This is a genomic window from Bradyrhizobium sp. F1.4.3 (assembly GCF_040548375.1).
Lineage (GTDB): Bacteria > Pseudomonadota > Alphaproteobacteria > Rhizobiales > Xanthobacteraceae > Bradyrhizobium.
This window is the reverse complement of record NZ_JBEPRN010000018.1, coordinates 113,329-139,374: the sequence shown is the minus strand read 5'-3', so window position 1 is coordinate 139,374 and position 26,046 is coordinate 113,329. Positions and strand designations below refer to the sequence as shown.

The 26,046-nt window shown below is 63.2% G+C and carries 25 protein-coding genes and 1 tRNA gene; 5 read left to right on the top strand and 21 right to left on the bottom strand.

Going from position 1 to position 26,046, the window contains the following annotated elements; all coding sequences use genetic code 11:
- Positions 1–501 (top strand): pepsin/retropepsin-like aspartic protease family protein (locus ABIB73_RS31715; protein ID WP_354230544.1); only part of this gene is annotated, 501 nt, incomplete at its 5' end.
- A gap of 97 nt (positions 502–598) precedes the next feature.
- On the opposite strand, the gene ABIB73_RS31710 is transcribed toward ABIB73_RS31715, so the two are convergent.
- Both ABIB73_RS31710 and ABIB73_RS31705 read right to left on the bottom strand, forming a co-directional pair.
- Positions 599–859, bottom strand: coding sequence for a hypothetical protein (locus tag ABIB73_RS31710; RefSeq protein ID WP_354230542.1), 261 nt, complete (start codon positions 857–859; stop codon positions 599–601).
- A gap of 671 nt (positions 860–1,530) precedes the next feature.
- Complete coding sequence (locus ABIB73_RS31705; protein ID WP_354230540.1) at positions 1,531–2,400, bottom strand: VOC family protein; 870 nt, start codon at positions 2,398–2,400, stop codon at positions 1,531–1,533.
- 926 nt (positions 2,401–3,326) lie between these two features.
- Here ABIB73_RS31705 and ABIB73_RS31700 point away from each other — a divergent pair.
- On the top strand, positions 3,327–5,573 hold the full coding sequence (locus ABIB73_RS31700; protein ID WP_354230538.1) for a TOMM precursor leader peptide-binding protein: 2,247 nt from the start codon (positions 3,327–3,329) through the stop codon (positions 5,571–5,573).
- Between the two features lie 93 nt (positions 5,574–5,666).
- Positions 5,667–7,043, top strand: coding sequence for a SagB/ThcOx family dehydrogenase (locus ABIB73_RS31695; RefSeq protein ID WP_354230555.1), 1,377 nt, complete (start codon positions 5,667–5,669; stop codon positions 7,041–7,043).
- A gap of 17 nt (positions 7,044–7,060) precedes the next feature.
- Here the strand turns inward: ABIB73_RS31695 and ABIB73_RS31690 are convergent, their stop codons facing one another.
- The 3 genes from ABIB73_RS31690 to ABIB73_RS31680 form a co-directional block, all read right to left on the bottom strand.
- Positions 7,061–7,837: a DUF6065 family protein gene (locus ABIB73_RS31690; RefSeq protein ID WP_354230536.1), complete on the bottom strand. Its 777-nt coding sequence runs from the start codon at positions 7,835–7,837 to the stop codon at positions 7,061–7,063.
- A complete protein-coding gene (locus tag ABIB73_RS31685; RefSeq protein WP_354230534.1) occupies positions 7,815–10,148 on the bottom strand; it encodes an outer membrane beta-barrel protein in 2,334 nt (777 codons plus the stop codon). The genes ABIB73_RS31690 and ABIB73_RS31685 overlap by 23 nt, the downstream gene beginning before the upstream one ends.
- A 274-nt stretch (positions 10,149–10,422) precedes the next feature.
- The gene (locus tag ABIB73_RS31680) at positions 10,423–11,643 is read right to left on the bottom strand and encodes an ABC transporter substrate-binding protein (RefSeq protein WP_354230532.1); all 1,221 of its coding nucleotides are present in this window, start codon (positions 11,641–11,643) and stop codon (positions 10,423–10,425) included.
- Between the two features lie 188 nt (positions 11,644–11,831).
- On the opposite strand from ABIB73_RS31680, the gene ABIB73_RS31675 reads away from it, so the two are divergent.
- Positions 11,832–12,086, top strand: coding sequence for a hypothetical protein (locus ABIB73_RS31675; protein ID WP_354230531.1), 255 nt, complete (start codon positions 11,832–11,834; stop codon positions 12,084–12,086).
- A gap of 62 nt (positions 12,087–12,148) precedes the next feature.
- Here the strand turns inward: ABIB73_RS31675 and ABIB73_RS31670 are convergent, their stop codons facing one another.
- The 14 genes from ABIB73_RS31670 to ABIB73_RS31605 form a co-directional block, all read right to left on the bottom strand.
- Positions 12,149–13,336, bottom strand: coding sequence for an ABC transporter permease (locus tag ABIB73_RS31670; RefSeq protein ID WP_354230530.1), 1,188 nt, complete (start codon positions 13,334–13,336; stop codon positions 12,149–12,151).
- A gap of 3 nt (positions 13,337–13,339) precedes the next feature.
- Positions 13,340–14,500, bottom strand: a complete 1,161-nt coding sequence (locus ABIB73_RS31665; protein ID WP_354230528.1) for an ABC transporter permease — start codon at positions 14,498–14,500, stop codon at positions 13,340–13,342.
- Positions 14,497–15,198, bottom strand: a complete 702-nt coding sequence (locus tag ABIB73_RS31660) for an ABC transporter ATP-binding protein (protein ID WP_354230526.1) — start codon at positions 15,196–15,198, stop codon at positions 14,497–14,499. Before ABIB73_RS31660 ends, ABIB73_RS31665 begins: the two co-directional genes overlap by 4 nt.
- Positions 15,199–15,217: 19 nt before the next feature.
- Positions 15,218–16,273 (bottom strand): efflux RND transporter periplasmic adaptor subunit, encoded by a 1,056-nt coding sequence (locus ABIB73_RS31655; RefSeq protein ID WP_354230523.1) that lies wholly within the window; start codon positions 16,271–16,273, stop codon positions 15,218–15,220.
- A 178-nt stretch (positions 16,274–16,451) separates the two neighbouring features.
- Entirely contained in the window at positions 16,452–17,558 is a 1,107-nt protein-coding gene (locus tag ABIB73_RS31650; RefSeq protein ID WP_354230522.1) for a helix-turn-helix domain-containing protein, read from the bottom strand.
- Positions 17,559–17,847: 289 nt separating this feature from the next.
- Positions 17,848–17,923: transfer RNA gene (locus tag ABIB73_RS31645), tRNA-Phe, on the bottom strand.
- Positions 17,924–18,121: 198 nt separating this feature from the next.
- Positions 18,122–18,304, bottom strand: a complete 183-nt coding sequence (gene yacG / locus ABIB73_RS31640; protein WP_354230520.1) for a DNA gyrase inhibitor YacG — start codon at positions 18,302–18,304, stop codon at positions 18,122–18,124.
- 149 nt (positions 18,305–18,453) lie between these two features.
- Entirely contained in the window at positions 18,454–19,083 is a 630-nt protein-coding gene (locus ABIB73_RS31635) for a Maf-like protein (RefSeq protein ID WP_354230518.1), read from the bottom strand.
- Between the two features lie 158 nt (positions 19,084–19,241).
- Positions 19,242–19,709, bottom strand: coding sequence for an arsenate-mycothiol transferase ArsC (locus ABIB73_RS31630; protein ID WP_354230516.1), 468 nt, complete (start codon positions 19,707–19,709; stop codon positions 19,242–19,244).
- 6 nt (positions 19,710–19,715) lie between these two features.
- Positions 19,716–20,213, bottom strand: a complete 498-nt coding sequence (locus ABIB73_RS31625; protein WP_247435946.1) for a UPF0262 family protein — start codon at positions 20,211–20,213, stop codon at positions 19,716–19,718.
- The gene (gene hisD, locus ABIB73_RS31620) at positions 20,210–21,505 is read right to left on the bottom strand and encodes a histidinol dehydrogenase (RefSeq protein WP_354230514.1); all 1,296 of its coding nucleotides are present in this window, start codon (positions 21,503–21,505) and stop codon (positions 20,210–20,212) included. The genes ABIB73_RS31625 and hisD overlap by 4 nt, the downstream gene beginning before the upstream one ends.
- A 132-nt stretch (positions 21,506–21,637) precedes the next feature.
- On the bottom strand, positions 21,638–22,087 hold the full coding sequence (locus ABIB73_RS31615; protein WP_354230554.1) for a DUF2948 family protein: 450 nt from the start codon (positions 22,085–22,087) through the stop codon (positions 21,638–21,640).
- 81 nt (positions 22,088–22,168) lie between these two features.
- Positions 22,169–22,828 carry an NAD-dependent epimerase/dehydratase family protein gene (locus tag ABIB73_RS31610; protein ID WP_354230513.1) on the bottom strand — a complete coding sequence of 220 codons (660 nt, stop codon included), beginning with the start codon at positions 22,826–22,828 and terminating at the stop codon, positions 22,169–22,171.
- A 26-nt stretch (positions 22,829–22,854) separates the two neighbouring features.
- Complete coding sequence (locus ABIB73_RS31605; RefSeq protein ID WP_354230512.1) at positions 22,855–23,793, bottom strand: oxidoreductase; 939 nt, start codon at positions 23,791–23,793, stop codon at positions 22,855–22,857.
- A gap of 88 nt (positions 23,794–23,881) precedes the next feature.
- Between ABIB73_RS31605 and ABIB73_RS31600 the strand changes: the two genes are divergently transcribed.
- Positions 23,882–24,523 carry a TetR/AcrR family transcriptional regulator gene (locus ABIB73_RS31600; RefSeq protein WP_354230511.1) on the top strand — a complete coding sequence of 214 codons (642 nt, stop codon included), beginning with the start codon at positions 23,882–23,884 and terminating at the stop codon, positions 24,521–24,523.
- Positions 24,524–24,535: 12 nt separating this feature from the next.
- Here the strand turns inward: ABIB73_RS31600 and ABIB73_RS31595 are convergent, their stop codons facing one another.
- A complete protein-coding gene (locus tag ABIB73_RS31595; RefSeq protein ID WP_354230510.1) occupies positions 24,536–25,360 on the bottom strand; it encodes an alpha/beta fold hydrolase in 825 nt (274 codons plus the stop codon).
- Between the two features lie 25 nt (positions 25,361–25,385).
- Positions 25,386–25,895 (bottom strand): hypothetical protein, encoded by a 510-nt coding sequence (locus tag ABIB73_RS31590; RefSeq protein WP_354230509.1) that lies wholly within the window; start codon positions 25,893–25,895, stop codon positions 25,386–25,388.
- Positions 25,896–26,046: the final 151 nt, after the last annotated feature.

Here is a 26,046-nt window from a genome sequence, read left to right as displayed (position 1 = left end):
CGAAGCCGTGTTCGCGCACAACAAGGCACGATAACCCGTCGTGGCAACCGCCCTGTCACCGAGATTATCGTGTCTCACTTGAGGGGTGCAGTCCAACACTGTCACCATAATCCCGCACCTGTGCAGGTCTTGCCGCCGACCAAGGCCAGCGGCAACGCATCCAATGCCATCGTGGACAGCGGCACCAACGGAATCTATCTCGACAAGCCCGTCTTCAAGGAAGTGCTCGCCCGGTTCTCCTCGCTCGCTCTCGAGGACGAAATTCACGCCGGATACTTGCCGATGAGCAAGCTCAAGCTGGCCGACTGGCCGGTGTTGACCTTCGTCCTGGAAGGCGCGCTCGGCAGCGACGTCACCTTGCGCGTCACGCCGCAAACCTACTGGCAGACCAATGCCCCAAAAGCCGGCCATGCCTCGCTGGCTTTTTACACCGGCGACAGCCCCTCGATTCTCGGGCTGCCGCTGATGAACAACTACCTCACCGTGTTGATCGCTCGGTGAACAAAGGGCTTGGTGTCGTCAGCTTTGCGAAGATCAAGTAGGCCTGCATCCCGAACTGCACTTCAGTTCGGGGGCTCCAGCCGCAGCCTACGCGACTTCAACGCCAGCCCGCCGCCAACGCCACGCTGCTGCAATACGCCATGGTTTCGCCGGACCTCCAGCCGGTGACCCGTCCGGCCTCCTTGCACTCGTCGTAGCTCTTGTAGTTGCCAACGTTTCGACACGTGGGCGAGTACACGCCGCCCGTAGCATTGCAGCCGACCCAGGGCGCGTTGGCGGTCTTGAAGCTCGATTGGCAACCGCCGACGCAACTGCCGGTTTCGCGCTCAAGCTTGGCAAGTTTCGCAGTATCCGACATTGGCGGCGCCGAGGCCGTCGAAACGGTTGGCGACGTGCGAGATCCGGTACTGCTGGTGACCGAGTGATACGTCGGCCTGTGAGGCCTCACCACTTGCTTCGGCGCATCGACCGTAACGCCGGGAAGCTGAGTGTCGGCACCGGCCGTGGGTGTCGGTTGAGACATTGCCGTGCCGCTCAGGGTACAGAGCGCAATCGATGAGATCGCGGCTGCCAGACGCGCAACGAAGCGTGACGATAACTTCATAGCCGTGTCCTTCCAAATACGGGGACGGTCAATTCCATCCCTGCGTGAAAGGATATCACGCGCCAAATTGAGTAGCATTACGGAATCCGAGTGGGCGCTGCCCAAAAGCCTGTTCGACGCCGTTGCGGTCGGCCTCGTTCGCGACAGGATGATGGTTGGCAATGCGATCTTCAGTCAGCATCAGTCGGCCGGACCCATTGGCGATGCCCAAATCGGCGGATTGCGCCTTCTCGCACCTCACATCCGCCGCGCTGTGACGATCAGCAACCTGTTCGACATGAAGACGGAGCCGCCGCCGCTCTATTCGTGGCGTCGGCCTCCGGGCCACCGCGATTGCCGCACGATGCTCTCGGAAAGTCGGGATCACAGAATAAGCAAAGGTGAGCCCAGAATAATCAGGTCGATAACCCGCGAAACGTCCCGGCCTAGCGCTTCGTTTTGTGAAGCACCACCCTGCCCTGTGAAGCAATGCCACCCCATTTGGCGGACCAACTGACTTCCGAGGCGGAGGATCGCTCGATGCCCTTCTGGTCCCACGCCCCCTGCAGCGCAAACAGGGCGCCTTGGGGATCGACACATCGCACGATCCAGCCTCCATCGGGCAACGCGATCGGCTCCTGAAGAACCCGGCCCCCGCCGGCATTGACCCGCCGGGCCGCCGCGCCGACGTCGTCGACATTGAAGTAATGGAGCCAACACGCGTGCGATACGCTCGGAAGCTTGGTGAGCATGCCGCCGATCGTCTGCCCGGCCGCCGAAAACAATTCATACACGCTTGCCGGGTCGGCCTCAGTGGAGGCCTGTTGCCAGCCGAGAAGCTCGCCGTAAAACGGAAAGACCTTGCTTCGGTCTTCAGCGAGCAACTCGTGCCAGCCCACGCGCCCGGGCTCGTCCAGCCTGCGCGGTTGCGATCGGCCATATGTCAGCCCGGTGACCAGCGCAAACGTCGCGCCTTGCGGATCGGCGACCACCGCAATGCGGCCGATGTTGCTGCCGGTCGGCGATACCAGGATCGTGCCCCCAAGCCGGCGGATCTGCGAAACCTTAGCATCCATATCATCGACGGCGACGTAGCCGAGCCATCTCGGCGTTGCTCCCATTCGCACCCCCTCTTCGGGGAGACCTATGAGCCCAACGATCGGAGCGTCGCCTGCCGTCAGCAGCGTGTAGGCCAGATCCGCGCTCGACGCATCTTTCACGGCCCAGCCGACGACCTCGGCGTAAAAAGCCGCCGCCGACGGCATGTCCGTCGTCAGAAGCTCATACCAAACGAAGCGTCCGGTTTGATCGACCAAGCTAGCTTCCCCGTTCGAGCGGACAGATGATTGCGCACCGCATCATGCGCCGCAGCCCGGTGTCATCGACAGGAATCTGCGGCAATGCCATTCATGAAGATGAATGCAATCTGAATGAGCGCCATTACATTTCGTGTTCACGTGAATCTTGCCCGCTTTGATTGCTCGGCGTAGGATGATCGTAGAAGATCGTTCTTCCGACCATGGAGGATGCGGCTATGCTGCGAACGAAGCAAGCTTCGAAAAAGAAGCGGATGACCAAAGCCGCAGTACCGGCGCTCGGATTCGCCGGACTGACATTTTCGCTCGCGGGAAGCGCGATGGCGTCCGCGGTGACGCCAAGCGAGCCCCAACAAAGACCGAACTTCGCGCCCGGCCAGTTCAGTGCGCTTAGCGAGGAAGAACTCGCGGACGTCAACCTCGCTACCTTCCATCTCGCCAGCGATGAAAGAACCTTCAGCGGCGTGCTGCTCGCGCGGGGATGCGGTGGCTGCGGCCATGGCTGTGGCGGTTGCCGTGGCTGCGCGGCCAGAGGCTGCGGTGGCTGCCGAGGCTGCGCGGGCTGCAGGGCTTGTCGCTGCGGCGTCGGTTGTGGCGTTGGCATTGGCTGCGCCGTTGTTGCGCCGGTGGCATGCACAGGATGCTGCGCATCATGGGGCCGCTGCCGCTGGTGCTAGACAACAGCGCTCGCTGACTGTGTGTCGACAGGTCGCGATTTTATCGGCCGGGCTCGCAAACGACCCGGCCGATTTGCTGTTCTTATTACGGCGTTCGCTGCGCCTGGCTGGTCAGCTTGCCGATGGCGAGCGAGTGTGTTCCAACTTATTCGAAGATGGCCGGTGGTCGAGCTCAAGTCGGGCCCGACCAAGCGTTCGTCGTGCGCCGGCAATCGGACATGACGGAAACAGGATCCGCGTGCTGACCCGATGACAGTCAAGCGAAAGACCAGCGCTGCGAAGCAAAACCGCAAGGGCATTTTGCGATTCGCGCCGAACTTCACCGCCTATCTGCTTCCTCCCAATGCGGTCTGTCTCTATTCCGAGAACCGCAAGTTCTTCCTGCACGGCGATCTCTATTGCGCCGTGGCGGGCGCGATCGGGAAAAATGGCAAGGCCGCGCCGGAGATCATCCGTCAGCTTTCAAAGAGTTTTCCGATAGCCGAAATCGAGGAAGCGATCAGGCGGCTGCTGGAACGCCGGTACGTCGTCAACGGAGCATCGCAGGCATACGCAGGCGCAGTTGCTGGATATTGGGCAAGCCTCGGCCTGCCTCCCGAGGTCGCCGAAGAGAACCTGCGCAATTTGCCTGTGCGGGTCGAATCGATCGATGTCAAAGGTGCGAGCGAATTGAGCGCGGCGTTGAGCAAGCTCGGGGTTCACATCACCAAGCGGTCGCCCAGGCTCATCATCACGCTTGTGAACGACTACCTCGAGCGGCAGCTCGCCGAATTGAACACGGGACGCGTGGCCGACGGGACGCCCTGGCTGCTGGTCCAGCCGTCCGGCGTGTTTCCGCTGGTGGGGCCGGTGTTCAAGCCGGGCGAGAGCGCGTGCTGGACCTGCCTGCACGATCGCATGATCCGCAATCGCGAGATCAAGGGATTTCTCCATCGTGGAGCGGCGCAAGCGGTCGCAATATCCCCCCTGGTCAGCGACACCGTGGGCGAGACCGCGATCCACTTCGCTGCCGTTGAAATCGCGAAGGCGATCGCTTCCGGATTTCGCACGGACCTCAGCGATCACATCGCAAGTTTCGACCTGACCGGAGCTGCCATCGCCAAGCACTACGTTGCAAAACGCCCGCAATGTCGGACCTGCGGCAGCAAGAAGCTGCGGAATCCGCGAAGGGCAGCAGTGCCGATCGACATTGCCGAGGGCAGAAAGCTCGTCATGACCAGCGGCGGATACCGCACCGTGACGTCGCGAGCCACCGTGGCGCGGTTCCGCAAACACGTCAGTCCGCTGACCGGCGTGGTGTCCAGGCTCGAGCGGATCGAGGCCGATCTGCCGATGAACACCAATTTTTTCGCCCACCACAATTTCTCTGCGCCGGCCTTGAACCTTGACCAGCTCAGGTCAGGCCTGAGCGGCGGCAGCTTCGGCAAGGGCTCCACGGCCGAGCAGGGCGAGGCCAGCGCGCTGATGGAGGCGATCGAGCGCTACTCCGGCATTTTCCAGGGTGACGAGATCAGGACCACGCGCCGCTTTGCCGATTTCGCTCCCGGTGACGCCCTTCTTCCCAACGACGTCCAGTTCTTCAGCGACATGCAGTTTCAAAACAGGCATGCCCCGCAGCTGGACGATTCACATCCGGTTCCCGAGCCGTTCGATCTCTCCACCAGGACCGAGTGGTCGCCGGTCTGGTCGTTGCGCGACAAGCGTTTCAAATATCTTCCGACCGGCCTTTTGTATTTCTTCTATGGAGGCTTCCATACCGATTCCAACGGATGCGCTGCCGGCAACACCCGCGAGGAGGCCATCGTTCAAGGCTTCCTCGAACTGGTCGAACGCGATGCCTACGCGATCTGGTGGTACAACCGCGTGCGGCGTGCCGAACTCGATCTCACCCAATTCGAGGATTCCTATGTGCGGGATCTTCAGAGCCAGTTTGCCGATGCGGGGCGCCGGCTCTGGGTGCTCGACATCACCAGCGATCTCGGCATTCCCTCCTATGTTGCGATCATGCACTGGATGCAGAACGGACACGAAAATATCGAGTTCGGTTCCGGCTCGCATTTCGATCGCCGCATCGCCTTGCTGCGTTCGCTCACCGAGCTGACCCAGTTCATGTCGATCGGGATGATGAGCGGCGGAAGCGGCGAGAAACCGTCGCTTGACGGTGTCACGCCGCTGCGGCTGGACGATTATCCGTTCCTGATCCCCAGCGACAATCCGCTTCTCCCGCCGGCGCCTGGCCTCAAGGTTGTCGACAACACGCGCGACCAGGTCAATGCCTGCGTCGAGATTGCGGTCCGCGCCGGATACGATTTCCTCGTGCTCGACCAGACGCGACCCGACGTCGAGGTCCCCGTCGTCAGAGTGCTTGTTCCGGGCTTGCGGCATTTCTATCGCCGCTTCGGGCCCGGCCGGCTTTACGATGTCCCGGTGAAGCTTGGGCTATTGGATCGCCCGCGACTGGAAAGCGAACTGACTCCGTTCCTGCCACACACCTGAAGGCTGGCCTCGTTGCGCGTTCCCCGGAAAAAGCCGAGCAGGACAATCGCGCTCATCATCGCCGCCCGACTGAACGGCCGTTTCTCCCTTCACATGCAGGCCGACGGAAGCATTGCCGCGGTCTCGGGCGACTATTCGGTCAGCCTGGGACAATTCAGCGCGGCGGCGATCGAGCGTGCGGGGCATCTCGCCACCGGCCTGCCGCTCGCCTCCCTTGCCGGCAAGAGCGTCCTTGCGCGGCAGGTTCATGTTCTGGTGCAGCGACTGGCGCGGCACGGGCTGCTCGACTATCGCCTGTTCTCTCCCCGTGACGCGCAAGACCTGGTGGTCATCGAACCACAGATCGCCGAATACTGGCCGCAACAGGCAAAGCTATCGAGCTCCGATACGATCGTGTTGTCGCGCTTCGCCTATCTGCGCCGGCGCGGCAACGAGATGGTGCTGGAATCGCCGCGCGCCGGCGCGCTGTTCCGGATTTGCGATCCCGCCATCGCCGCCACGCTCGCTGCCCTATCGCGGCCTCACAAGATCAGCAAGCTTCGCAAGCACGCGGCCTCGCTGAACCTCGACCTGCTCGGATTGCTGCTCGACAGCGAGATGCTGATCAAGCTCGGCGCGAAAGACGGAGACGGCCTTCGGGTGAACGAAGGCGACCGTAATCTCGTTCTCTGGGATTTCCACGATCTCGTGTTTCACACAGGGAGCACGGAGGGCCGGCATACCAACCCAGTTGGCGGCACGTACGCCTATGCAGGCGCCATTCCGCCGCTGCCCGCGGTGCGCCCGCCCTGGCCCGGCAAGAAGATCTCCCTCGGCAAATTCGCCCTGCCCGAGCCGACATCGCCGTTCGCGAAGCTGCTCCGCGAACGCCATTCAACGCGGGATTTCGACGACCAGAATCCCGTCACGCTCGCCGAGCTCGCGCGGTTTCTCGACACGACCGCCCGCGTGTTGTCGCAGTGGAAGAGCGGCGCAGATGTCGACGGTGGCCCGGACGTCACCTACAGCTCGAGACCGTATCCGGCGGCGGGCAGTGCGTATGAGCTGGAGCTGTACCTGGCGGTCTCGAACTGCGAAGGGCTGGCGCGCGGACTTTATCACTACGACGCCGGCGGCCACGCACTGGTCGCGATCGACGTCTCCGCCCAGCAACTCCGGGCGCTTTCGATGGCCGCCGAGTTTGCCATGGACGCATCCGGTCCGCCGCAAATCCTGATCACGATCGCCGCGCGCTTCGGGCGGATCTCCTGGAAATATAGCTCGATCGCCTATTCGCTGATCCTGAAAGACGTCGGCAGCATGATCCAGACGTTCTACCTGGCCGCGACCGATATGGGCCTCGGTGGCTGCGCCATCGGCACTGGCAATATCGATCTGTTCGCAAAGATGACGGGGCTGGAGTTCCACGTCGAGGGCCCGGTCGGGCAGTTTGCGCTCGGACGCGGGAGGAAGGCGGGGGGCCGAGGCTAGGACAATTCGAGACTCGATTAATCCTTTTCGTCGAAGTCCTTCAAGCGAAGGCGGCTCCGATGATCCGCCCGCGCCTCTTCGCCCGAAGGATTGACGCCGCGAAAATATGTCTTCTGCCACCGCTGCTGCGCTGCTTCCGAGCCCGGCTGCTGCAGGTCGGCGTTGAAGGTGCTGCGGCCTTCGGACCAGAGCTTGAACTCGCGTTCGAGGGCCGGCGCCTTCGACAGTGGCATGACCTCCGGCGTGATCCGCTCGAGCGCTCCACGTTCAACCGGGAAAACATGACAATACGGTTCTCCCCGCTCAAATCGGATCTTCGTATTTGATCGCGTGAATCGCCAGTTCATCGTGAAAGTGTACGGCGACCAATCCGTCTCGATCACTCCGCTGAGCGGCGCGATTGCATCCTTCGGCCTGTTGATGGGGCCCGTCACGAAGAGGTCGAAACCGGGGTCGGTTCGGAACAGGCAGGGTACATGGAAGGTCAAAATCCCATGTCCAAAATGGCTCGCCGCCGGCGCATGGGTGCCGAGATCGGCTTTGACCCGAACTGTTTCCTTGTGGTTGAGCCCGTCCCACCGCGCCGAGAAGCCCGACGGGCAGAGCAACTCCCAGCCATGGGCGTTTGCAATGTTGAGCGGCAGGCAGCGATAGGCGAACCGCTGGTCGGTGGCATCCATCCAGTCGCGTTCGAGCGGTGCAGGACGGATGTCTATCGCATGTCCGTCGATAGTGTAGGCAACAAGCTTGGGCATCGATCCAGCTACTGTCTCATTGCGAGAACCAACCGGCACCGCTATTTGGCGCACCGGCGAATTTGTAGCTCAACCCTACGCGAATGACATCCTCGGTCAATTTGGCCGAGTGTGTCCATGCGAACGGGCTTAGCGCACCGACGTCTTGTGGTGCCGGGGCGCTGCGATCACCGAGATCGACGTGGAGATATTCGAACTTCGCGGTCCATGGGCCACTCACAACGGTTTCCCAGCCGAGGCCCGCCGTCCACCCAGGCTTCACGCGCGTGTCGGCCCCCGCAAATCGAAAACCGGAGAAGCCGGGGAAATCCGCTGCGGTGGAGAAGGCAAACTCCGCGTACGCCAAACCTGCGGTCACGTAGAGCATGTTCGAGGGATTTGCCAGGAATCCCAGGCGTCCGCGCACGGTGCCGAGATAGTTCGATCGAAAGCTGTTCTCCCAGGTGTTGGTCACTCCAGGCGCCAGAGGGAATGGTCCGCGCAACTCCGACGATTGCAGATCGGTGTAGTTGAAATCCGTTTCGAGCCCGACGACCGTCTTGCCGTACTGCACATTGCAGGAGAGGCCTGCCCCGGCCGTAGCCCCACCTTTCCGTTGCGCAGCGTTCGAACTCGCCTGCTGGGCTGCAAGTTGGGGGAGGGTTCCAGTGGTCTGCGCAAACTCGACGATGGCTCCATTCGGCGCCGAAGAGAATTCGGCTTTGGCCGAATCATAGCCGGCATTCACGCCGATGCTGCAGCCGGTCCAGCTATACGGCAGGATCGGCTTGGCCTTGACCGGCATATAGGCAGCAAACGCGGAACTCGCCTCGTCGAACCGCAAACGGAAATGCGCCTTCGCCTCCCACGCATCGATTCCGGGTGTGAAGAAGGACAGATAGCCGCCCGACAGCCACAGCTCGGCCTGCGAACCAAGCCGGGCCCGCACGCCACCGCGCAGTTGCCCGTGCCAGCGCGAGAGCTCGACATCCGTGCCGTCGATCGTTGTGATGGTATTGACCAGCTGTTGGGTGTCGTACCGCAATGTGGCCTGGACGAACGGCTGCAGCAGAAATCGCTGGTCCAGCACAAAATCCCGATTGACCTCCACAGAACCTTCGACGTGACCCCAGCTATAGGCCTGGCCCGGAATCGGAAATCCCTGACCGCTCGTGACACCCGAGACGTCGTCGTGAGCATGAAAGACCGTGAACCGGGGCAGGACGCGCATCCAGGGCGTATCGATGATCTGGGTGATGCTCGTGGACACGAAGGCGCGGTCGACAGGCATGTTGGCCCCGTGCCCGAACGCGTCGAAGGCACGATCTAGCCGTACGTAGCCAGCCCAGGCATCAAACAGAGTCGTCGGGCTGATGAGCCATCCGAGATAGGGTCCTCCGCCGATTCCCGACTCGTAGAGCGAGGCATTCAGCCCGTCATACGTGACCTTGGTGCTTTCCGGATTGAACGCAAAGCCTACAAGGAAGTCCGGGTTGACACGATAGTCGAGCCCATATGTCAGTTCCTGCAGCGTGCCTTGCGACGTGAGCCCGACAACCCGGTCGGTGAAGTTGACTTGGCGCGGTGTCATCCATGCGTGCCAGCCGTGGCCCATCGATGCCGAGGTGGGACTGGTGGCGACGCTTGCGTACTGGTTGAACCCGGCCAGGATCGCGTCCGAGATGAAGTAACTGCGCGCAAAGTCCGTCCCCAATGCGCGTGCGAGATTCGCGTGCGGCACCGGCATGGGCGGCGGACTTGGCGGCGGCGGGGCTGGTGGAGGCGGCGGCGGTGGTGGCCCCGGCGGTGGTGGCGGAGGCGGAGGTGGCGGCGGAGGTGGCGGCGCCGGCGGGAACACCGGGAATGGCTCAGGTCTAATGAAATTGAAATTCGGGAGAGGCGGTGGCCCCGGTGGAGGCGGCGGCGGTGGTGGTGGCGATATGGAACACAACTGGTTGGTGAATGCATTCACCTCGTTTGAAACGGACTTTTCGCCAAGCAGCGGTCCCAGGACACTGCCATAGGCTCTGAACTTCTCATGATCATCGAACGACGGCGGAAATACCTCGATGGCCGTGTCGGTTCGAAGGTCGAGGAAGGTCGGTCCGCCCGTGAGCGTTCCGCTCTTGCTGAAGCGCCACATGAAGCCGATTTGCGGATCGCCCTGTACACTGCTCGCGTTGATGCAGTAGTCGTTGGTTGCTGAGCGATAGCCATCGAATCCCAGATGAATTCTATCCGCCGCAATCGCGGCGTGCCCGTAGAGGAGCGTCGCCGCTGTCCCTAGCAAGAGGGGTCGGCCCCGTTCGAACCACTGCCTGTCTGCCGCCGCAGCCCCCGCAGGCGGCAAATCCGACCGGATCGAACTCAATTGGATTCGCGGAACGCCCAACCGCTATCCCCCCAGGCGCACATTTCTCAGCGGCGCAAATCAAAGCGACCGGTAGAAAAAGCTACAGCTATCACCCGACGATTGTTTCTGAATATGGCTCAATCGTGTCATCCAGAAATGGATGAATGAATTGCCGCTCGTTGTTGTTTGGCTGCAACAAGCAGACCGTTGGGGGAACACGAGAGCCCGACGTTTTGCGCTCGATGAAGGCGGCGAAGTCGGCGCGAACGGCGGTCGCTCACAGCCGCACGGATCAGTCGGTGACAATCGGCCCGAACGCCTCCCATCGAGCGCCCGTGAAACGCATCATTCGGAACTCCTTGACCACACGATAGTCGGTCGGGCCGGTGTTGACGGAGAGCCCCGGGAGCAGCAGATCAAGTTTCACGTTTTTCAGGCTCGTCGCTTGCGCCATGACATTTTCGCGCGAGAGATTGTCGCCGCATTGCTTCAAGACCTGCACCAGCAGTTCGGCGGCGCTATAGCCATAGACCGTGAAGATGCTTTTCCGGTCGCCTCCCGGATAATAGCCGTCCATGAAGGCGCTCCATCGCTTCATGCCTTCATCATCACGCCAGGTCGGGTCAGCGGCCTCCTTGAACGAGCTCGCCGAGATGATGCCTTTTGCGTTCTCGATGCCCGCGGGGATCAGGACCGCGTCGATCGAGGACGAGCCCACGCCAAGGAGATGAACGGGCTTCCAATCAAGCTCCGCCATCTTTCTAATGACCTGGGCGGCGAATTTCGAGGCAGCCATGTTGACGAGGACATCGACACCAGCCGCCTTGAGCCGCACGACCTGCGAGTCGACGGTCGGGTCCGACACATCGTATGAAGCGTCACTGACGATGAGCTCGCCTGCCCTTGCGCCGAGCGCTTCCTTCAACCCGGTCAGATAATCCCTGCCGCTCTCGTCGTTCTGATAGAGCAGGCCGATTCTGGCCTTCGGATAGTTATCCAGGATGAAGCGCGCGTAGACGCGAATCTCCGTGCGCAGATTGGGAGCAAATCCCATCGTCCAGGGGAAGTTGATCGGATCCTCAAAACGCGTTGACCGCCCGGCCACGAAGAGCTGAGGTATCTTGCGGTCATTGAGATATTTCTGAACCGCGATGTTCGAGGCATTGCCGAGCGTCTCGAATGTGAACAACACCTCGTCGCTCTCTATGAGCCTGCGGACCTGCTCGACGGTCTTGGACGGCGTCGCCGCATCGTCGTAGGAAATCAACGTGATCTTGCGTCCATTGACGCCGCCATGATCGTTGATCATGCGGAAATAGGCTGCCTGCACCTTGCCGATCACGGAGGATGCCGAAAGCGGACCACTATAGGGCATCGTCTGGCCGATCTTGATCTCGGCATCGCTTGCGCCTGGACCATATTGACGATCACCTGCGAGCAAAGGCGGCGTGACGAAAAGTCCAGCAGCAAGGATTGCCGCTCTGGCGGCATTCGTGCGCAAGCTCTTGCTCATCGCTGCGACCCTCATCGCTGGAGCGGAGCTCGTGGATCCGGGCGCCGTTCACGACATGCATGCTCCTTCGCCAGCTGAAGAGCGAACTCATCACGCAGCCCGCGAGAAAGCTGTCCGGCCGGATTGGATCAGAGCGGACAAGCGCAGTCCAAGGAGTCCTGCCCGCAGTGCGTTGGGAAATCCTCCCGATGTTCGGCAAGCCTGCGATCGGCAACAGCCAGCAGCATTGGGGCAGTGCGGCGTCAGGCTTCGAACCAGCGGGGCAGGATCCAAACGTACGTAAACTTGGCGACTCCAGGGAGAGAAATCCGCGGGCGCCCTTAGCGCAGATCGTCCAGCGAACACAATCCTACAAGATCGTGCTCCAGCGCGGAAAAGCGCAATTTTGGTGCGCCATTCAGAACAAAATTACGAACTCATATATCGTTGAAATAGCTTTGTAATTTGAGCCGCAAGACTGCGCTTGGCTATTGATTCCTTGCACTGGGTCAACTCGCGAGAGCGATCAGCCGTAGAGCCCGGCGACGATCGGCATGCGGGCGGCGCGGAGTGCGGGAAACAGTCCGCCGAACAGGCCGACCGCGAGCGCGAGCAACAGGCCCTGGCCGATCAGGCGCGGACTGAGCTGGAAGTTGAACACCACCTGGCTGAAGCTTGCGCCCATGGTCGATGCGGTGAAGCCGTCAAAGATCAGATAGGTGGCCGCGGCTCCGATCACGCCGCCGATCGCAGCGAGGATCAGCGACTCGACCAGCGTGCCGACGAACGTCGAAAAGCCGCCGAACCCGATGGCGCGCAAGGTCGCGATCTCGGTCGCCCGCGCCGCGACTGAGGAGTACATCGTGTTGAGCGCGCCAGCGAGTGAGCCGAACGCCATCGCGATCGCCAGGGGCCAGCCGAGCTTCTGGATCAGATCTGATGTATTCGACGCCTGCTGGGCAAAATAGGCAGCCTCCGACATTACGTCGAGCTTGAGGCGTGGATCGTTATCGCTGTACGCGCGCAACGCCTCGATCGCCGCGGGGCTGGTCAGCCGCGCGCGGACGGTCTGGACGGCGCCGCCGCGCTTGAACAGGCTCTGTAGCACCGGCAGATCGGCCCAGATCTCCGATTCGAACACGCTGCCTTCGGCTGCGAAGATTCCGACCACCGTCCACCGCGTGTTGTTGAACGTCACCGTCTGGCCGAGATCGAAGCCCTCGAATTCCTTGCCCAGCGCCTTGCCGACTATGATCTCGTTGCTGCCCGGATTGAACATCCGGCCGGCGGTGAGAACGACGCCGCGGCGTAGCGCCGGGCCCTGCGGACCGAGGCCGCGCAGCGGCAGGCTCGCCTTGGTCCTGGTGCTGCGCTTGATCCCGTCGACCGTCAGATAGAGTTCGCCCGAAGTCTGCGGCTTGCCGTCGGCGCCCCTGGCGATGCCCGGACCATCCTCGATCAGCCTGACCTGATCGCGCAGAACCACGCTGTTGATCTCCGACACCGAGCCGCTGCGCAACACAACGGCGATGTCATCCGCGCCGGAGTCCGCGATGGTGCGCCGGAATCCATTAGCCATGGCGAGGAACGCCAGCAGCACCGTGACGACGAGGGCGACCGCGACCACAGTCGCCAGTGACGACCAGAGGCGCTGCGGCAGGCTCTTGAGGTTGATGGCGGTGACGGCCAGCATCTGCCGGAAAATCGAACGCATCTCTCAGCTCCGGCCTAGCGCAGTGACGATATTGAGGCGCATCGCGTTGAGGGCCGGTATCAGGCCGGTGATGATACCGAACACGACCATCAGTCCGACCGCCGCCGCCGCTATGTCAGGGTATAGCGACAGCGTCGGAACAAAGCTCATCAGGCTATCGCGTACGCTTCCGATCAAGAGCAAGGCGACGCCGAGGCCGGGCAGGCCGCCGAGCAGCGCCAGCAGGATCGATTCGCCGAGCACCATGCGCAGGATGCGGCCACCGGAAAAGCCCAGCGTCTTCAGCACCCCGATCTCGCGGGTGCGCTCGCGCACCGTCATCACCATGGTGTTTCCGACGATCATCAGGATCGTCACGAAGGCCGCCCCGACCACCAGTTCGACGATCAGCGCGATGTTGCCGAGCTGGGCGGCGAACGCCTTGTTGAAGGCCTTCTCGCTGTCGGTCGTCGTCTCGTAGGGAGAATTGGCAAACATCCCGTCGATGGCGTTGGTCACGCGCTCGTTCGCGCCCACCGAGGTGGTGCGCAGCGATAGCCAGCTGATCAGGTCCTTGCCGAACGAGCGCGTCTCGTTGAAATACTCGTAGCCCATCAGCATGACGTTGGTGTCGGCCTGCGGAATGCGCGCGGTGAAGCTGCCAACGATGATGAAGTCCCAGGCGTGCGAACCCTTCTTCTGGGACCAGATGTTGCTGGAGATCGGAATATGATCACCAATCTTCCAGCCCCACTTCTGCATCATGCGCGCCCCGACCAGAACGCCGGTGCGCTCGCGGATGAACGCCGCGCGTACCTCGGGTGAAAACACGAAGTCGCTGTCGCGGAGCTTCATCCAGTTCTCCGGATCCACCGCAAAGGCAACGAGAAAGTTCCTCGGTTCCTGATAGTAGCCCCCGAACCAGCTAAAGTGGGTGATCTGGGCGACGCCGTCGATGGCGGCGACGCGATTGAAATAGGAAATCGGCAGCGGCTGGGTGAAGCTGATCTTGTTGACGACCACCAGGCGGTCCGGCGTGGCGCGGTCCTGGCCGGCGTTGAAGGCGCGCTCGAAGCTCGCCAGCACGCTAAAGATCGCAAACGCGATCAGGATCGAAACCATCATCAGGATCGCCCGCAATTTCCGGCGGAACAGGTTCTTGCGAATCAAGACCAGATCGTTCACGCCGCAAGCTCCTTCTCGATGAAGTGGCCCTTGTCGAGATGCAGCGATCGCTTGGCATATTGCGCCGCCGCCGGGTCGTGCGTCACCATCACGATGGTCTTGCCGAGATCCCGGTTGAGCACTTGGAGGATCGACAGGATCTCGTCGGCGGTGGTGCGATCGAGATCTCCGGTCGGCTCGTCGCACAACAGCAACGCCGGATCGGAGACGATCGCGCGCGCGATGGCGACGCGCTGCTGCTGGCCGCCCGACATTTCCTTGGGATAGTGCTTGACCCGATCGGCGAGCCCGACCACGCCGAGCGCGGTCTCGACCCGCTGGCGCCGCTCTTTGCGGCCGAGCCGCGTCAGCAACAGCGGCAGCTCGACATTTTGCGCCGCGGTCAGCATCGGCATCAGATTGTAGAACTGGAAGATGAAGCCGATATGGGATGCCCGCCAGCGCGAAAGTTCGCTCTCGGACAGGCGGTCAAGGCGTTCACCGGCGACCTCGATGCCGCCTGCGTCGGACCGATCGATGCCGCCGAGCAGATTGAGCAGGGTGGTCTTGCCGGACCCCGACGGTCCCATCACGGCAACGAAATCCCCGCGTGGAATAGCAAGGTTGAGACCGTCGAAGATGGTGATCGTCTCCTTCCCCTTGGTGAACTGCTTGCAAAGATCGACGATACCGATCATCGGGTCGCTTGGCGACAACATGGGTCTTGCTCCCGCGTGTTTAAGGTGGATCGGACCGCGCCGAAGCGGGCGCACCGTCGTCCAAGAATGTTACTTTGATCGCCATATCCGGCAGAATGCGCCTGTCCTTCACATCCATGCCGACACGGACCTTGACGGTCGCCTTTTCGCGATTGGCAGTTGGCACGATAGCGATGACGGCGCCCGGGATGCGCCAGTCCGGATAAGCATCGAGCACGGCTTCGACGCGGGTGCCGGCGTGCAGGCGGCCAATCGAGGCTTCGTTGACGTCAACCTCGATCTCGATCGAGTCCATATCGACGATGGTGCAGATGCCGGTGCGGGTGAAACCGCCGCCGGCCGACAGCGGCGAGATCATCTCGCCGGGTTGCGCGCTGCGCTCGACCACGATGCCGGTGAACGGGGCGCGGATCCGGTGCTTGCCGAGCACCTCGCCGTAGCGCTGGGCCTCGAGTCGAGCCGCCGCCAGCTGGGCCTCCGCCTGGCGGAGCTGGGCCCGCAGCACGCCGGCTCTCGCCTGCGATTTGGTCAGATCGGCCTCGGTGGCATAATTCTTCCCCGACAGCGTCTGGGTTCGATTGAGGATGCGCTCGGCGTCGGCCAAATCGGCGGCAATCGCGGCCACGGCCGCATCGGAGGCCTCGGCGCGCGCCTGCGCCAGCGCGTAGTCCTTGTCCGCCAGGACATCGTCGAGCCTGGCGAGAACCTGGCCGGCCTCCACCACCATGCCCTCGTCGACCAGGAGTTCGACGACCTTGCCCGTGACCTCGGCCGCGACCGTGGCCTTGCGGCGCGCCACCACGTAGCCGGACGCGATCAGGCTGCCGGTGCTGGGCGCGGCCGATTGGGCTGGATGCTCCTGTTGTGTGACCTGGGTGGATGGGACCTCGGCAGCCGGCGCCTGCGCGGACGGTAACGAACCGGCGAGCCAAAGCACCGCGCCGCTCCCCAGCACGAGCAGGGAGACCAGTATCCCAACGGCTGGCAGCAGCCATCTTTGCCGCCGTGACGAAGGCCCGGCCGGTGGGGACCGTTCGATGACGAGCGAACGTAACGATCGCGTCCTGTCATCCATCCGACTGCAGGCCCCTTAAATAGTATAGCTGATATTATACGGCACAGCCCTGAGAAGAGCCATCGGCTGACGCAATCGCTAGGTGATCTCTTCCGTGTGTCAGCGTTTAACTGCCCAACAAACCTACCCGCGGCGGCAGGTTCGTTCTCGCCCGATACAGAATTCGGCTAGTCGATTCCTAGCCGGATTGGCCGAATCTGAAATTTTCATCATTTTCCGATGCAATCGCTGCCGACCGGGTGAGTGCGTCGCGACGGAATTCGGTCGGCGTCAGGCCGGTTTCGGCCTTGAAGGCACGATTAAATGGCCCGATCGACTGGAAACCGGCGTCCATGGCGATCGTCAGCACCGCGACATCCCGTTGACTGGGGTCGGACAACGCCGTCTTGGCCTCATCGATGCGATAACGATTGAGAAAGGCATTGAAGTTGCGATAGCCGAGGCCTTCGTTGATCGCCTGCCGCAGCCGGTGTTCCGGCACGTCGAGCTTGGCCGCGAGCCCGCCGATGGTAAGGCCTTCCTGCCGATAGACCCGTTCGACCGCCATTAAGCTATCGAGCCGCCGCAACAGAAGCGACGCTACGGCATCACGACCGCCATCCGCCGCCTTGATCGGAGCCGCGTGATCCGCATTTCCGGACACAGCCGCCGCCATCGCGACCACGGCGGGAATAGTTGGCGGCGGATAGAACAGGCCCCATCCGGCCAGGGCCGCGATGGCCAGCAGGCCGGCGGCGGTGGCCAAGCTGCCCGACGCGCCGAAGCTCTTGGCCGAGATCGACGCCAGCTCCGGGACGGACAGCGAGACGACAAGGAGCAGCGACAGAATCAAGACCGCGAGCCGCAGCCGGCGCCGGCCGGCGACCAGGTCGGTCCTCCACGTCCTGACCGTCTGCACAGCCGCAGAGAGTGACAGGACAATCGCCGCGATCGACATCGATCGAACGCCGGCTTTGGCGAACATCGGCCATGTCGTCCATGTATAGATCACCGAGAACCAGACACCGACGACAGCCAGCCACAGGACGCCGTGCCAGCGCCGAACCACGAAATCGTCGTCGAAGCTCGCGCGCGCCCATAACCATACGAGCACCGGATTGGCGCCTAGGGCCGGCATGATCCACCAGACTGTTGCCTTTGGCACGAACGGTGCCGTCGCAATCGCGTAGACCGCGCCCGAGGCGGCCATGGCGATGCCGAGCCATTTTATTGTATCGAGCGGCCGAACACGCACCACGATGACGACCACCATCATCAGGAACAGGCCCGCGGTCGCGCCGCGCAAGCCGAGGTCAAGTGCGGTGGCCACCAAGCTGTCCACGTTTCGAACGATCCCCGCCAGCGAAAGCCAAGACTTCGCACGTGCTGGCCGATTGTTGCCATCGAAGAGCCGTGCGGCAACTCAAATGCGGACCCCACAACCTACAGGATAGTCGGATGAAGCGCCTGATAGCAAACGGTCGAAGCGGTGAATCAGATGTCACCCACCACGTCATAGGCGGGTGACAGCGAGCGCCGGGATCGGATTGGCAACGATCCGCAAGTTCGCTGTTTTGTTCGGTATGGTGGGAGAATGGTGCCCAGGGGCGGAATCGAACCACCGACACTGCGATTTTCAGTCGCATGCTCTACCAACTGAGCTACCTGGGCGTGCTCCAAGAGAGGGGCCAAAGAGAAGGTCAAGGCCCATCGAGCGGGCGGTTTATAGTGGGCCGAAGGCTGCCTGTCCACCCACGCTTCGCCTTAGGCGTTGCGGGGCGCGGCTCGGCTGTGCACAAGGAGAGGCGACCTTGCCGTGGCTGGAGCGCGGCATGTCGCACCCCCAAACAAACAATTGATATTGTTTATTTATTCTTCGCCATCCGCCTCGTCATCGCGGCCGGGGATGACGTAGGAGCCTTTCAGCCATCGGTTCAGGTCGACGTCGCGGCAGCGCGAGGAGCAGAACGGGCGGGTGCCCTCGGACTGCGGCTTGCCGCAGATCGGGCAGGTTTTGAGGGGACCGGCGGGCGTTTTGACCTGGTTGTCCATGATGGCGGCAGCTTATACGAGGTGAGAGAGTTCAAGAGCCTGTCGGCAAACGGGTTCCTCCGGCGGAAGCGCATGCGTCCCGACGGCGCGATTCTACTTTGCATGGGGTTGTTTTCGAGATTTTTGTTGGCGCAAGTCCAGCGCCACGCTCACACGGCGGTGGCGTTGAGCCAGCCGAAGCGGATCGGGAACCCCTCGCCGCCGAGCAAGGCCGTGGTCTCGTAGAGCGGCAGGCCGACGACGTTGCTGTAGGAGCCGACCATCTTGACCACGAAGGAGCCAGCGATGCCCTGCACGGCGTAGCCGCCGGCTTTGCCGCGCCATTCGCCGGAACCGATATAGGCCTGGATGTCATCCTCCGACAGCCGCTTGAAGCGGACGCGGGTCTCGACCAGGCGCTGGCGGAAGGCCTCGCGCGGTGTCACGAGCGTAATCGCGGTGTAGACGCGGTGGTTGCGGCCCGACAGCAGCCGCAGGCACTGCGCGGCTTCGTCCACAAGGTTGGCCTTGGGCAGGATGCGGCGGCCGACCGCCACCACGGTGTCGGCGGAGAGGATGAAGGCGCCGCGCAGCTCGTCGTCGAGCTGCACCGATTTCAGCGCCGCATCCGCCTTGGCCCGGGCCAGCCGATTGGCGCAGGCGCGCGGCAGCTCGCCCCGCCTCGGCGTCTCGTCGACGTCGGCGGGCCGGAGCGCGTCCGGCTCGATGCCGGCCTGGTTGAGCAGCGACAGGCGCCGCGGCGAACCGGAGGCAAGAACGAATTTGGGGCGGCCGAGCATCAGGTGATTTTTGGGAGATGAAGCAGGGGGTGAATTGCGCGCGGAACCTATCGGAAGGGGGCTGATTTCACAACCCGGGAACCCGGACTTAAGCGATTCGAGGCTCCCGACATGCCTGTGCCTGCAGTCTGTGACGTCGGTGTTACGGCCGCCGCATGCTACTCGCTCGCCGCGCCTACCTTGGCGAACCGCCGGCGGATGCGCATCAGGAGCTGGTCGCAGACCTCACGATAGGCGGCGAGCTTCTGGTCGCGGCTGCCTTCGGTGCCGGTCGGGTCGTGCGTCGGCCAGTATTCGACGTCGGCGGCGAGCGTCCGGGTCAGCTCCAGCGCCTTGTGGTGCGCCTCCGGCGAGAGGGTGATGATGAGGTCGAAATTCAGCCCCTCCCAGTCCTCCAGCTCCTCGAAGGTCTGCGGCTTGTGGGTGGAGATATTCTGGCCGAGTTCGTCCATCACCGCGACCGCGAAGGGATCGAGCTCGCCTTTCCTCGCGCCTGCCGACTTCACGTAGAGGCCCTGCGGAAACATGTGCCGCAACAGGCTCTCGGCCATCGGCGAGCGCACGCTGTTCATCGCGCAGGCGAACAGCACCGATTGCGGATCGCGTGCGCGTGGGGGCGCAGCCATCCGCGTTTAACCTTTCCAATGCAGAACAGTAATGAGCGTGAACAGCCGGCGCGAGGTCTCGAAATCGACCCGGACCTTGCCCTTCAATCGCTCCTGCAGCGTGCGCGATCCCTCGTCATGGATGCCGCGGCGGCCCATGTCGATGGCCTCGATCTTGTCCGGCGTCGCGGTCCGGATCGCCTGGTAGTAGCTGTCGCAGATCATGAAATAGTCCTTCACGATCCGCCGGAACGGCGTCAGCGACAGCAGATGCGCGACCACGGGCGTGCCGTCCTCTCGGCGGATATCGAACATCAGGCGGCTGCCGGTGATGCCGATGTGCAGCGTGAACGGCCCCTTCCCGTCTGCGCCATCGGGTGCGAACAGGTTCTGCTCGATCAGATCGTAGATCGCGATCGCGCGCTCATGCTCGATGTCGGGCCCGGAACGGCCGATCGAATCTTCGTCGAGGGTGACCGCGACGATGCGATTGGTCGAGTCGTCCTGTTCGGGCGGCTGGGTCATGACAAATTGAGGCGCAATCCAATCGAGCGCGAATGAGCGTCGAGCCCCTCCGCCTTGCCAAGCGTCATTGCGGCAGGTCCCAGCGCACGGAGCTGATCCGGACCGCATTTCAGGATCGAGGTGCGCTTCAGGAAGTCGTGCACCGAGAGACCTGAGGAGAACCGCGCCGAGCGCGCCGTCGGCAGCACGTGGTTGGAGCCGCCGACATAATCGCCGATCGCTTCCGGCGTATGTGGCCCAAGGAACACCGCGCCGGCGTTGCGGATCTTGGCCGCGAGCGCATCGGGATCTGTCGTCATGATCTCGAGATGCTCGGCGGCGATGGCGTCGGCGAGCGGGATGGCCTCGCTCAGATTCTTCACCATGATGATGGCACCGAAATCGGCCCAGGACGCACTGGCGATCGCCGCACGCGGCAGCGTCTTCAACTGTGCCTCAACGGCCTTTTCGACATCGGCGGCAAGGCGCGCCGAGTCCGTGATCAGGATCGACTGCGCGCTGGCGTCGTGCTCGGCCTGCGCCAAAAGGTCGGCGGCGATCCAGTCGGCGTTGCCAGTGTCGTCGGCAATGACGAGCACCTCGGAGGGGCCGGCGATCATGTCGATGCCGACCTTGCCGAACACCAGCCGTTTTGCGGCGGCGACGTAGGCGTTGCCGGGGCCGACGATCTTTGCGACCGGCGCGATCGTCGCCGTGCCGTGCGCAAGCGCGGCCACGGCCTGCGCGCCGCCGACGCGGTAGATCTCGCTGACGCCGCCGAGCGAGGCTGCCGCCAGCACCAGCGGGTTGAGCTTGCCGTCGGGCGACGGCACCACCATCACGAGGCGCGCCACGCCCGCGACCTTCGCTGGCACAGCATTCATCAGCACCGAAGAGGGATAGGCCGCAGTCCCCCCAGGCACGTAGAGGCCGGCGGATTCGATCGCGGTGTAGCGCCAGCCGAGCTCGACCCCGAGCGAATCGGTGAAGCGCTCGTCTTTCGGAAGCTGGCGGGCATGGTAGGTCTCGATGCGGTCGCGCGCGAGCTTGAGCGCATCCAGCGTCGCGGCATCGCAGGCTTTGACAGCAGCCTCGATCTCGGCGGCGGTGACGCGCAAGGAAGTCGCATCCAGCGTCAGCCGGTCGAATTTTTGCGTGGCCTCGAGCAGGGCGGCATCGCCCCGCTTCGCCACATCGTCGACGATCGCCCGCGCGGCGGCCTCGACGTCGGCCGAGATCTCGCGCTTGGCGGCGAGGAAGGCCGCGAATCGCTGGTCAAAATCGGTGCTGCTGCGGTCGAGACGAATGGGCATTTTTCGATGGTCTTTTGGCTGGTCTTTGGGGGCGGATCGGCGTCACACGGCCCCCTGCTCAATGGCGCGGCGGCCCCCCGCCGTCAACCCTTGGCCGGGACGCCTTCGGAGCAAGTTCGCTGGCATACCGCCTCACCCCTCCCCCTCGATCCCCAGCCCCGTCCCCAGATCGTCCGCCCCCAGATCGGTCAGCTCGCATTCCAGGCATTCGACGTCGAGGCGGATGGCGCCGCCTTCGGCGAACAGCAGCAGCGCGCTGCCGCCGGGCTCCTCGTTGTGGCCGTCCTGGGGGTGAAACTCGATGCCAACGAGGTCCAGAACCGTTTCCGGGGCCGCAAGATCGATGTTGCGCGATTTGCAGGCGAGCACCCGGTCGAAACGGAGCGCTGAAACCAGCCGGCGCGGCTCGGCTTCGCCCGCCAGCGTCTGCTCCCAGTCCAGCCGGCTCATGCCGACCACCAGGCGTTTCTCGCCCTGCCGCCAGATGATATCGGAGGCCTGTACGCGGGCGTCCTGCACGTGGGTCGAGATCACGGCGAGATCATCGGCATCGAGCGCGATCAGTTTAAGCTGGGGAGACATCGCCGGCATTTCTCCTGCGAAACAGACGCGGCACAACGCGCGCAGGCGCCAAAATATCCGCGAAACTAGCGGGCGGACGGACTAGAGGCTATTGATATCCTCCATCTCCAGCACTTTCCGCGGATAGCCCTCGCGGGCGACCCGGATCATGGCGCGGCCGATCTGCTCGGTCGAGGTGACCAGGCGAGGCGCAAGCCGGCGCAACACCGCCCAGAGCGGCCAGCTCACATCGTAAACAGCCTGCACCCAGGCTGTCTTGGAGCGCACGCCGTGCAGCGGCTGGATCGCGCCGGGCCGGAACATGAAGGCGGCCTTGAACGGCAGCTTGAGAAGGTCGTTCTCGGTCTTGCCCTTGACGCGCGCCCACATCCGCGAGCCCTGCTCGGTGGAATCGGTGCCGGCCCCGGTGACATAGGTGAAGGTCATCTGCGGATTGAGCCGCGCAAGCGTCGTCGCCGCCGCGAGCGCGATGTCATAGGTGAGGTGCCGGTAGCGCTCCTCGCTCATGCCGATCGAGGAGACGCCGAGACAGAAGAAGCAGGCATCGAAGCCGGCGAGTTGCGCTTCGATCGCCGAATAGTCCGTGAAATCGTCATGGATGATCTCGGTGAGCCTGGCGTTGCGCACACCAGTCGGGCTGCGCCCGACCACCAGCACACGTTCAATGCCGGGATCGATCAGGCACTCGCGCAAAACACCCTGCCCGACCATGCCGGTCGCGCCGAAGATGATGACTTGCATCGGGACGTCCCCAACGGCGTCGCGGCTCATGCGGCGGCCGCGATCTCGTCGAAGGATACACCGGTCAGCGTCGCCGAGACATCCCACAGCATGGCAGCGGAGGCGAAATCCTTCGCCTGCGGCATGATCCTCGCCGGCTGAGGTGGCCCCTTCAATTCGTAGAACCAGTTCGGACCATAATAGCCGCCGGGCTCCGCAGCCGGCGACGTCGCCGCAAACAGGGTGGGCAGCGCGCCTTCGGCGGCGGATTGGCTGATCAACGGCTGTAACAACTGGCCGACGCGCCACGAGAAGGTGTTGGTGCCCGGGCCATTCGGAATGAGATCGGTGCGCGCATAGCCGGGATGCGCGGCAACGCTTCTCACACTCCAGCCGGCCGCGTCGCTGCGGCGCTGCAATTCCAGCGAGAACATCAGCATCGCGAGCTTCGACTGGCAATAAGCGCGCCATGGACGGTAAGAGCGCCGGCTCTGCAAATCATCGAAATTGATCGCGCCGGAGCGGTGCGCGAGGCTGGAGAGATTGACGATTCGGGGTCCCTTGGCGCGGCGAAGCTGCGGCAGGAGGCGTGCTGTCAGCGCATAGTGGCCGAAATAATTGGTGCCGAGCTGCATCTCGAAACCGTCCTCGGTCTGCTGCCGTTTCGGCAATGCCATCACGCCGGCATTGTTGACGAGGAGGTCGAGCTGCTCGTTGCTGGCGGCAAAGCGCCTGGCGAAATCGGCGACGGAGGCGAGGCTCGCGAGGTCGAGACGTTCGTAGGCGATCAGCGCGTTGGGAAACCGGTTGCAAATGCCCTCGATCGCCCGCAGGCCCTTTGCGTCGTTGCGTCCGGTGAGTATGACGATGGCACCGGCGCCCGCCAGCGCCAGCGCCGTCTCGTAGCCGAGGCCGCCCGTGGCCCCGGTGACGACGACAGTCTTGCCGCTGAGAGAGGGGATGTCTGCCGTGGTCCAGTCGGTCATGCCTTGTCTCCAGGCTGTCAGGGGTTGGAAGAGGCCCGCGACCGGTCTAAATGTGCACTTAGTGCAAATTTGCAAGAGGTGAAGGAATTTGAAGGCTTCGAAGCAACCCGGCAGACGCGCCAAGCCCTTGTCCTCCGGAGAGAAATCGCCGGCGGCGGCTGGTCTGCGGCAGCGCAAGCGGCAGCAGACCCGCGAGCGGCTGAAGCGGGCGGCGATGGCGCTGTTCCTGGAGCGCGGCTTCGAGGCCACGACCATTGACGACATCGCGGCCGCCGCCGATGTCTCGCGCCGCAGCTTCTTCCATTATTTCGCCTCCAAAGAGGACGTCGTCGCCGCCTGGCAAGAGGACGCAGCCGCCGCGCTGGTCACCGAGATCCTCGCAAGGCCTGCGGACGAATCCATGCTGACGGCGGCGGAGAATGCCATCGCGGCGGCGGTCAAGCGGATCGATCCGACCGAGGCGGCGGCGATGTCGCGGCTCAAGCGCGACAATCCCGCGCTTCAGGCCCGCGACCAGCTCAAATACGAAAAGCTCGAGCGCGCGCTCGCGGACGGGCTGGCGCAACGCTCCGGCCGCAAGTCGGACCGGCTGAAGGCCCGGCTCGTCGCCATGATCGCCACCGGCGCCATGCGCGTCGGCGGCGAGAGCTGGCTCAGCGAAGGTACGCGCGACAAGCCGGAGGCTTTCGTGAAGCGGACCTTCGATGCGATCAGGGAGATATTGAAGTGAGCTTCTTCAACCTCACTCCTTGAAGAACGCCAGCAGATCCGCGTTGATGGTCTCGGCGTGCGTGGTCGGCATGCCGTGCGGAAAGCCCTTGTAGGTCTTCAGCGTGCCGTTCTTCAGAAGCTTCGCCGACAGCGGCGCGGAATCGGCGTAGGGCACGATCTGGTCGTCGTCGCCATGCATCACCAGCACCGGCACGCTGATCTTCTTCAGATCCTCGGTGAAGTCGGTCTGCGAGAACGCGACGATGCCGTCGTAATGCGCCTTCGCGCCGCCCATCATGCCCTGGCGCCACCAATTCTGGATCACCGCTTCCGACGGCTTGGCGCCGGGACGGTTGTAGCCATAAAAGGGACCGGCGGCGATGTCGCGGTAGAAGCTCGAGCGGCCGGCGGCGAGCTGGACCTGAAAATCGTCGAACACGCTCTTCGGCAGGCCGCCGGGATTGGCATCGGTCTTCACCATCAGCGGCGGCACCGCGGACAGGATCGCGGCCTTCGCCACCCGGCTCTCGCCGTGGCGCGCGATGTAGTGCACGACTTCGCCGCCGCCGGTGGAATGGCCGACGTGGATGGCCTTCCTGAGGTCGAGATGCGCCGTCACCGCTGCGAGATCGTCGGCATAGTGATCCATGTCGTGGCCGTCGGCGACCTGCGACGAGCGACCGTGGCCGCGGCGGTCATGGGCGATGACGCGGTAGCCGTGGCTGACGAAGAACAGCATCTGCGTGTCCCAGTCGTCGGCCGACAGCGGCCAGCCATGGCTGAACACGATCGGCTGGCCCGAACCCCAATCCTTGAAGAATATCTCGACGCCGTCTTTGGTGGTGATGATGGGCATTGGGATCGGCTCCTTCAGCTAGAGATCAGACGAATGCCATTGGCCGGTAGCGGCGCCAGGCGCCGATGATCACCAACACGAAGAACACCAGCACGAGGCCCTGCACCACGGCGAACACCGGGCCCGACGGCGGCGCCGGCGGCACGGCGGGCGCGAGCGCGGCAAGCGCCGGCACCTTCAGGAAGGACTGGATGATCAGCACGAAGACGTTGAAATAGAGCGAGACCATCGCGGTCACGACATAGACCGGGCGCCAGGCACCGGCGAGCTTCATGCCGTAGAGCGCGATGCAGGCGATCGCGAGCAGCACCAGCGAGAGAATGCCGATCATGTGCGACGGCAGCAGCTCCTTGAACGGAAACAGGAAGCCGGTCGCGCTGGTCAGAATCGTGAACAGCAGGAAGATCGCGGTGAGGCCCGGCATCGGCTTCGAGCCGAGCAGGCCGAACATGACGATGAGGCCGGCGACGATGCCGATCAGGCTGATGATGACATGGACCAACGTGAAGGCGGGCAGGCTCAACCCAAGTACCATGGCATCTCTCCTACTCTCGGCATTGAGATCAAGGGATTAGTATTACGGTCCTCATCGGATTGCTATATGCGCCGGCATCACACAGGCGCGCGTAGCCATGCGTCATCGTGCGAATCGACAAACGCATGGCTGATTTTTTTGCATCGCTGTC

What these genes read in the sequence shown, in the direction of transcription:
- ABIB73_RS31670 (WP_354230530.1), bottom strand. Translation starts at nt 13,336, where the DNA reads ATGCGTTCGATTTTCCGGCAGATGCTGGCCGTCACCGCCATCAACCTC.
- ABIB73_RS31675 (WP_354230531.1), top strand. Translation starts at nt 11,832, where the DNA reads ATGTTCGGCAAGCCTGCGATCGGCAACAGCCAGCAGCATTGGGGCAGT.
- ABIB73_RS31660 (WP_354230526.1), bottom strand. Translation starts at nt 15,198, where the DNA reads ATGTTGTCGCCAAGCGACCCGATGATCGGTATCGTCGATCTTTGCAAG.
- hisD (WP_354230514.1), bottom strand. Translation starts at nt 21,505, where the DNA reads ATGCCCATTCGTCTCGACCGCAGCAGCACCGATTTTGACCAGCGATTC.
- ABIB73_RS31595 (WP_354230510.1), bottom strand. Translation starts at nt 25,360, where the DNA reads ATGCCCATCATCACCACCAAAGACGGCGTCGAGATATTCTTCAAGGAT.
- ABIB73_RS31590 (WP_354230509.1), bottom strand. Translation starts at nt 25,895, where the DNA reads ATGGTACTTGGGTTGAGCCTGCCCGCCTTCACGTTGGTCCATGTCATC.
- yacG (WP_354230520.1), bottom strand. Translation starts at nt 18,304, where the DNA reads ATGGACAACCAGGTCAAAACGCCCGCCGGTCCCCTCAAAACCTGCCCG.
- ABIB73_RS31700 (WP_354230538.1), top strand. Translation starts at nt 3,327, where the DNA reads ATGACAGTCAAGCGAAAGACCAGCGCTGCGAAGCAAAACCGCAAGGGC.
- ABIB73_RS31655 (WP_354230523.1), bottom strand. Translation starts at nt 16,273, where the DNA reads ATGGATGACAGGACGCGATCGTTACGTTCGCTCGTCATCGAACGGTCC.
- ABIB73_RS31610 (WP_354230513.1), bottom strand. Translation starts at nt 22,828, where the DNA reads ATGCAAGTCATCATCTTCGGCGCGACCGGCATGGTCGGGCAGGGTGTT.
- ABIB73_RS31695 (WP_354230555.1), top strand. Translation starts at nt 5,667, where the DNA reads ATGCAGGCCGACGGAAGCATTGCCGCGGTCTCGGGCGACTATTCGGTC.
- ABIB73_RS31680 (WP_354230532.1), bottom strand. Translation starts at nt 11,643, where the DNA reads ATGAGCAAGAGCTTGCGCACGAATGCCGCCAGAGCGGCAATCCTTGCT.
- ABIB73_RS31635 (WP_354230518.1), bottom strand. Translation starts at nt 19,083, where the DNA reads ATGCTCGGCCGCCCCAAATTCGTTCTTGCCTCCGGTTCGCCGCGGCGC.
- ABIB73_RS31625 (WP_247435946.1), bottom strand. Translation starts at nt 20,213, where the DNA reads ATGACCCAGCCGCCCGAACAGGACGACTCGACCAATCGCATCGTCGCG.
- ABIB73_RS31605 (WP_354230512.1), bottom strand. Translation starts at nt 23,793, where the DNA reads ATGACCGACTGGACCACGGCAGACATCCCCTCTCTCAGCGGCAAGACT.
- ABIB73_RS31630 (WP_354230516.1), bottom strand. Translation starts at nt 19,709, where the DNA reads ATGGCTGCGCCCCCACGCGCACGCGATCCGCAATCGGTGCTGTTCGCC.
- ABIB73_RS31710 (WP_354230542.1), bottom strand. Translation starts at nt 859, where the DNA reads ATGTCGGATACTGCGAAACTTGCCAAGCTTGAGCGCGAAACCGGCAGT.
- ABIB73_RS31615 (WP_354230554.1), bottom strand. Translation starts at nt 22,087, where the DNA reads ATGTCTCCCCAGCTTAAACTGATCGCGCTCGATGCCGATGATCTCGCC.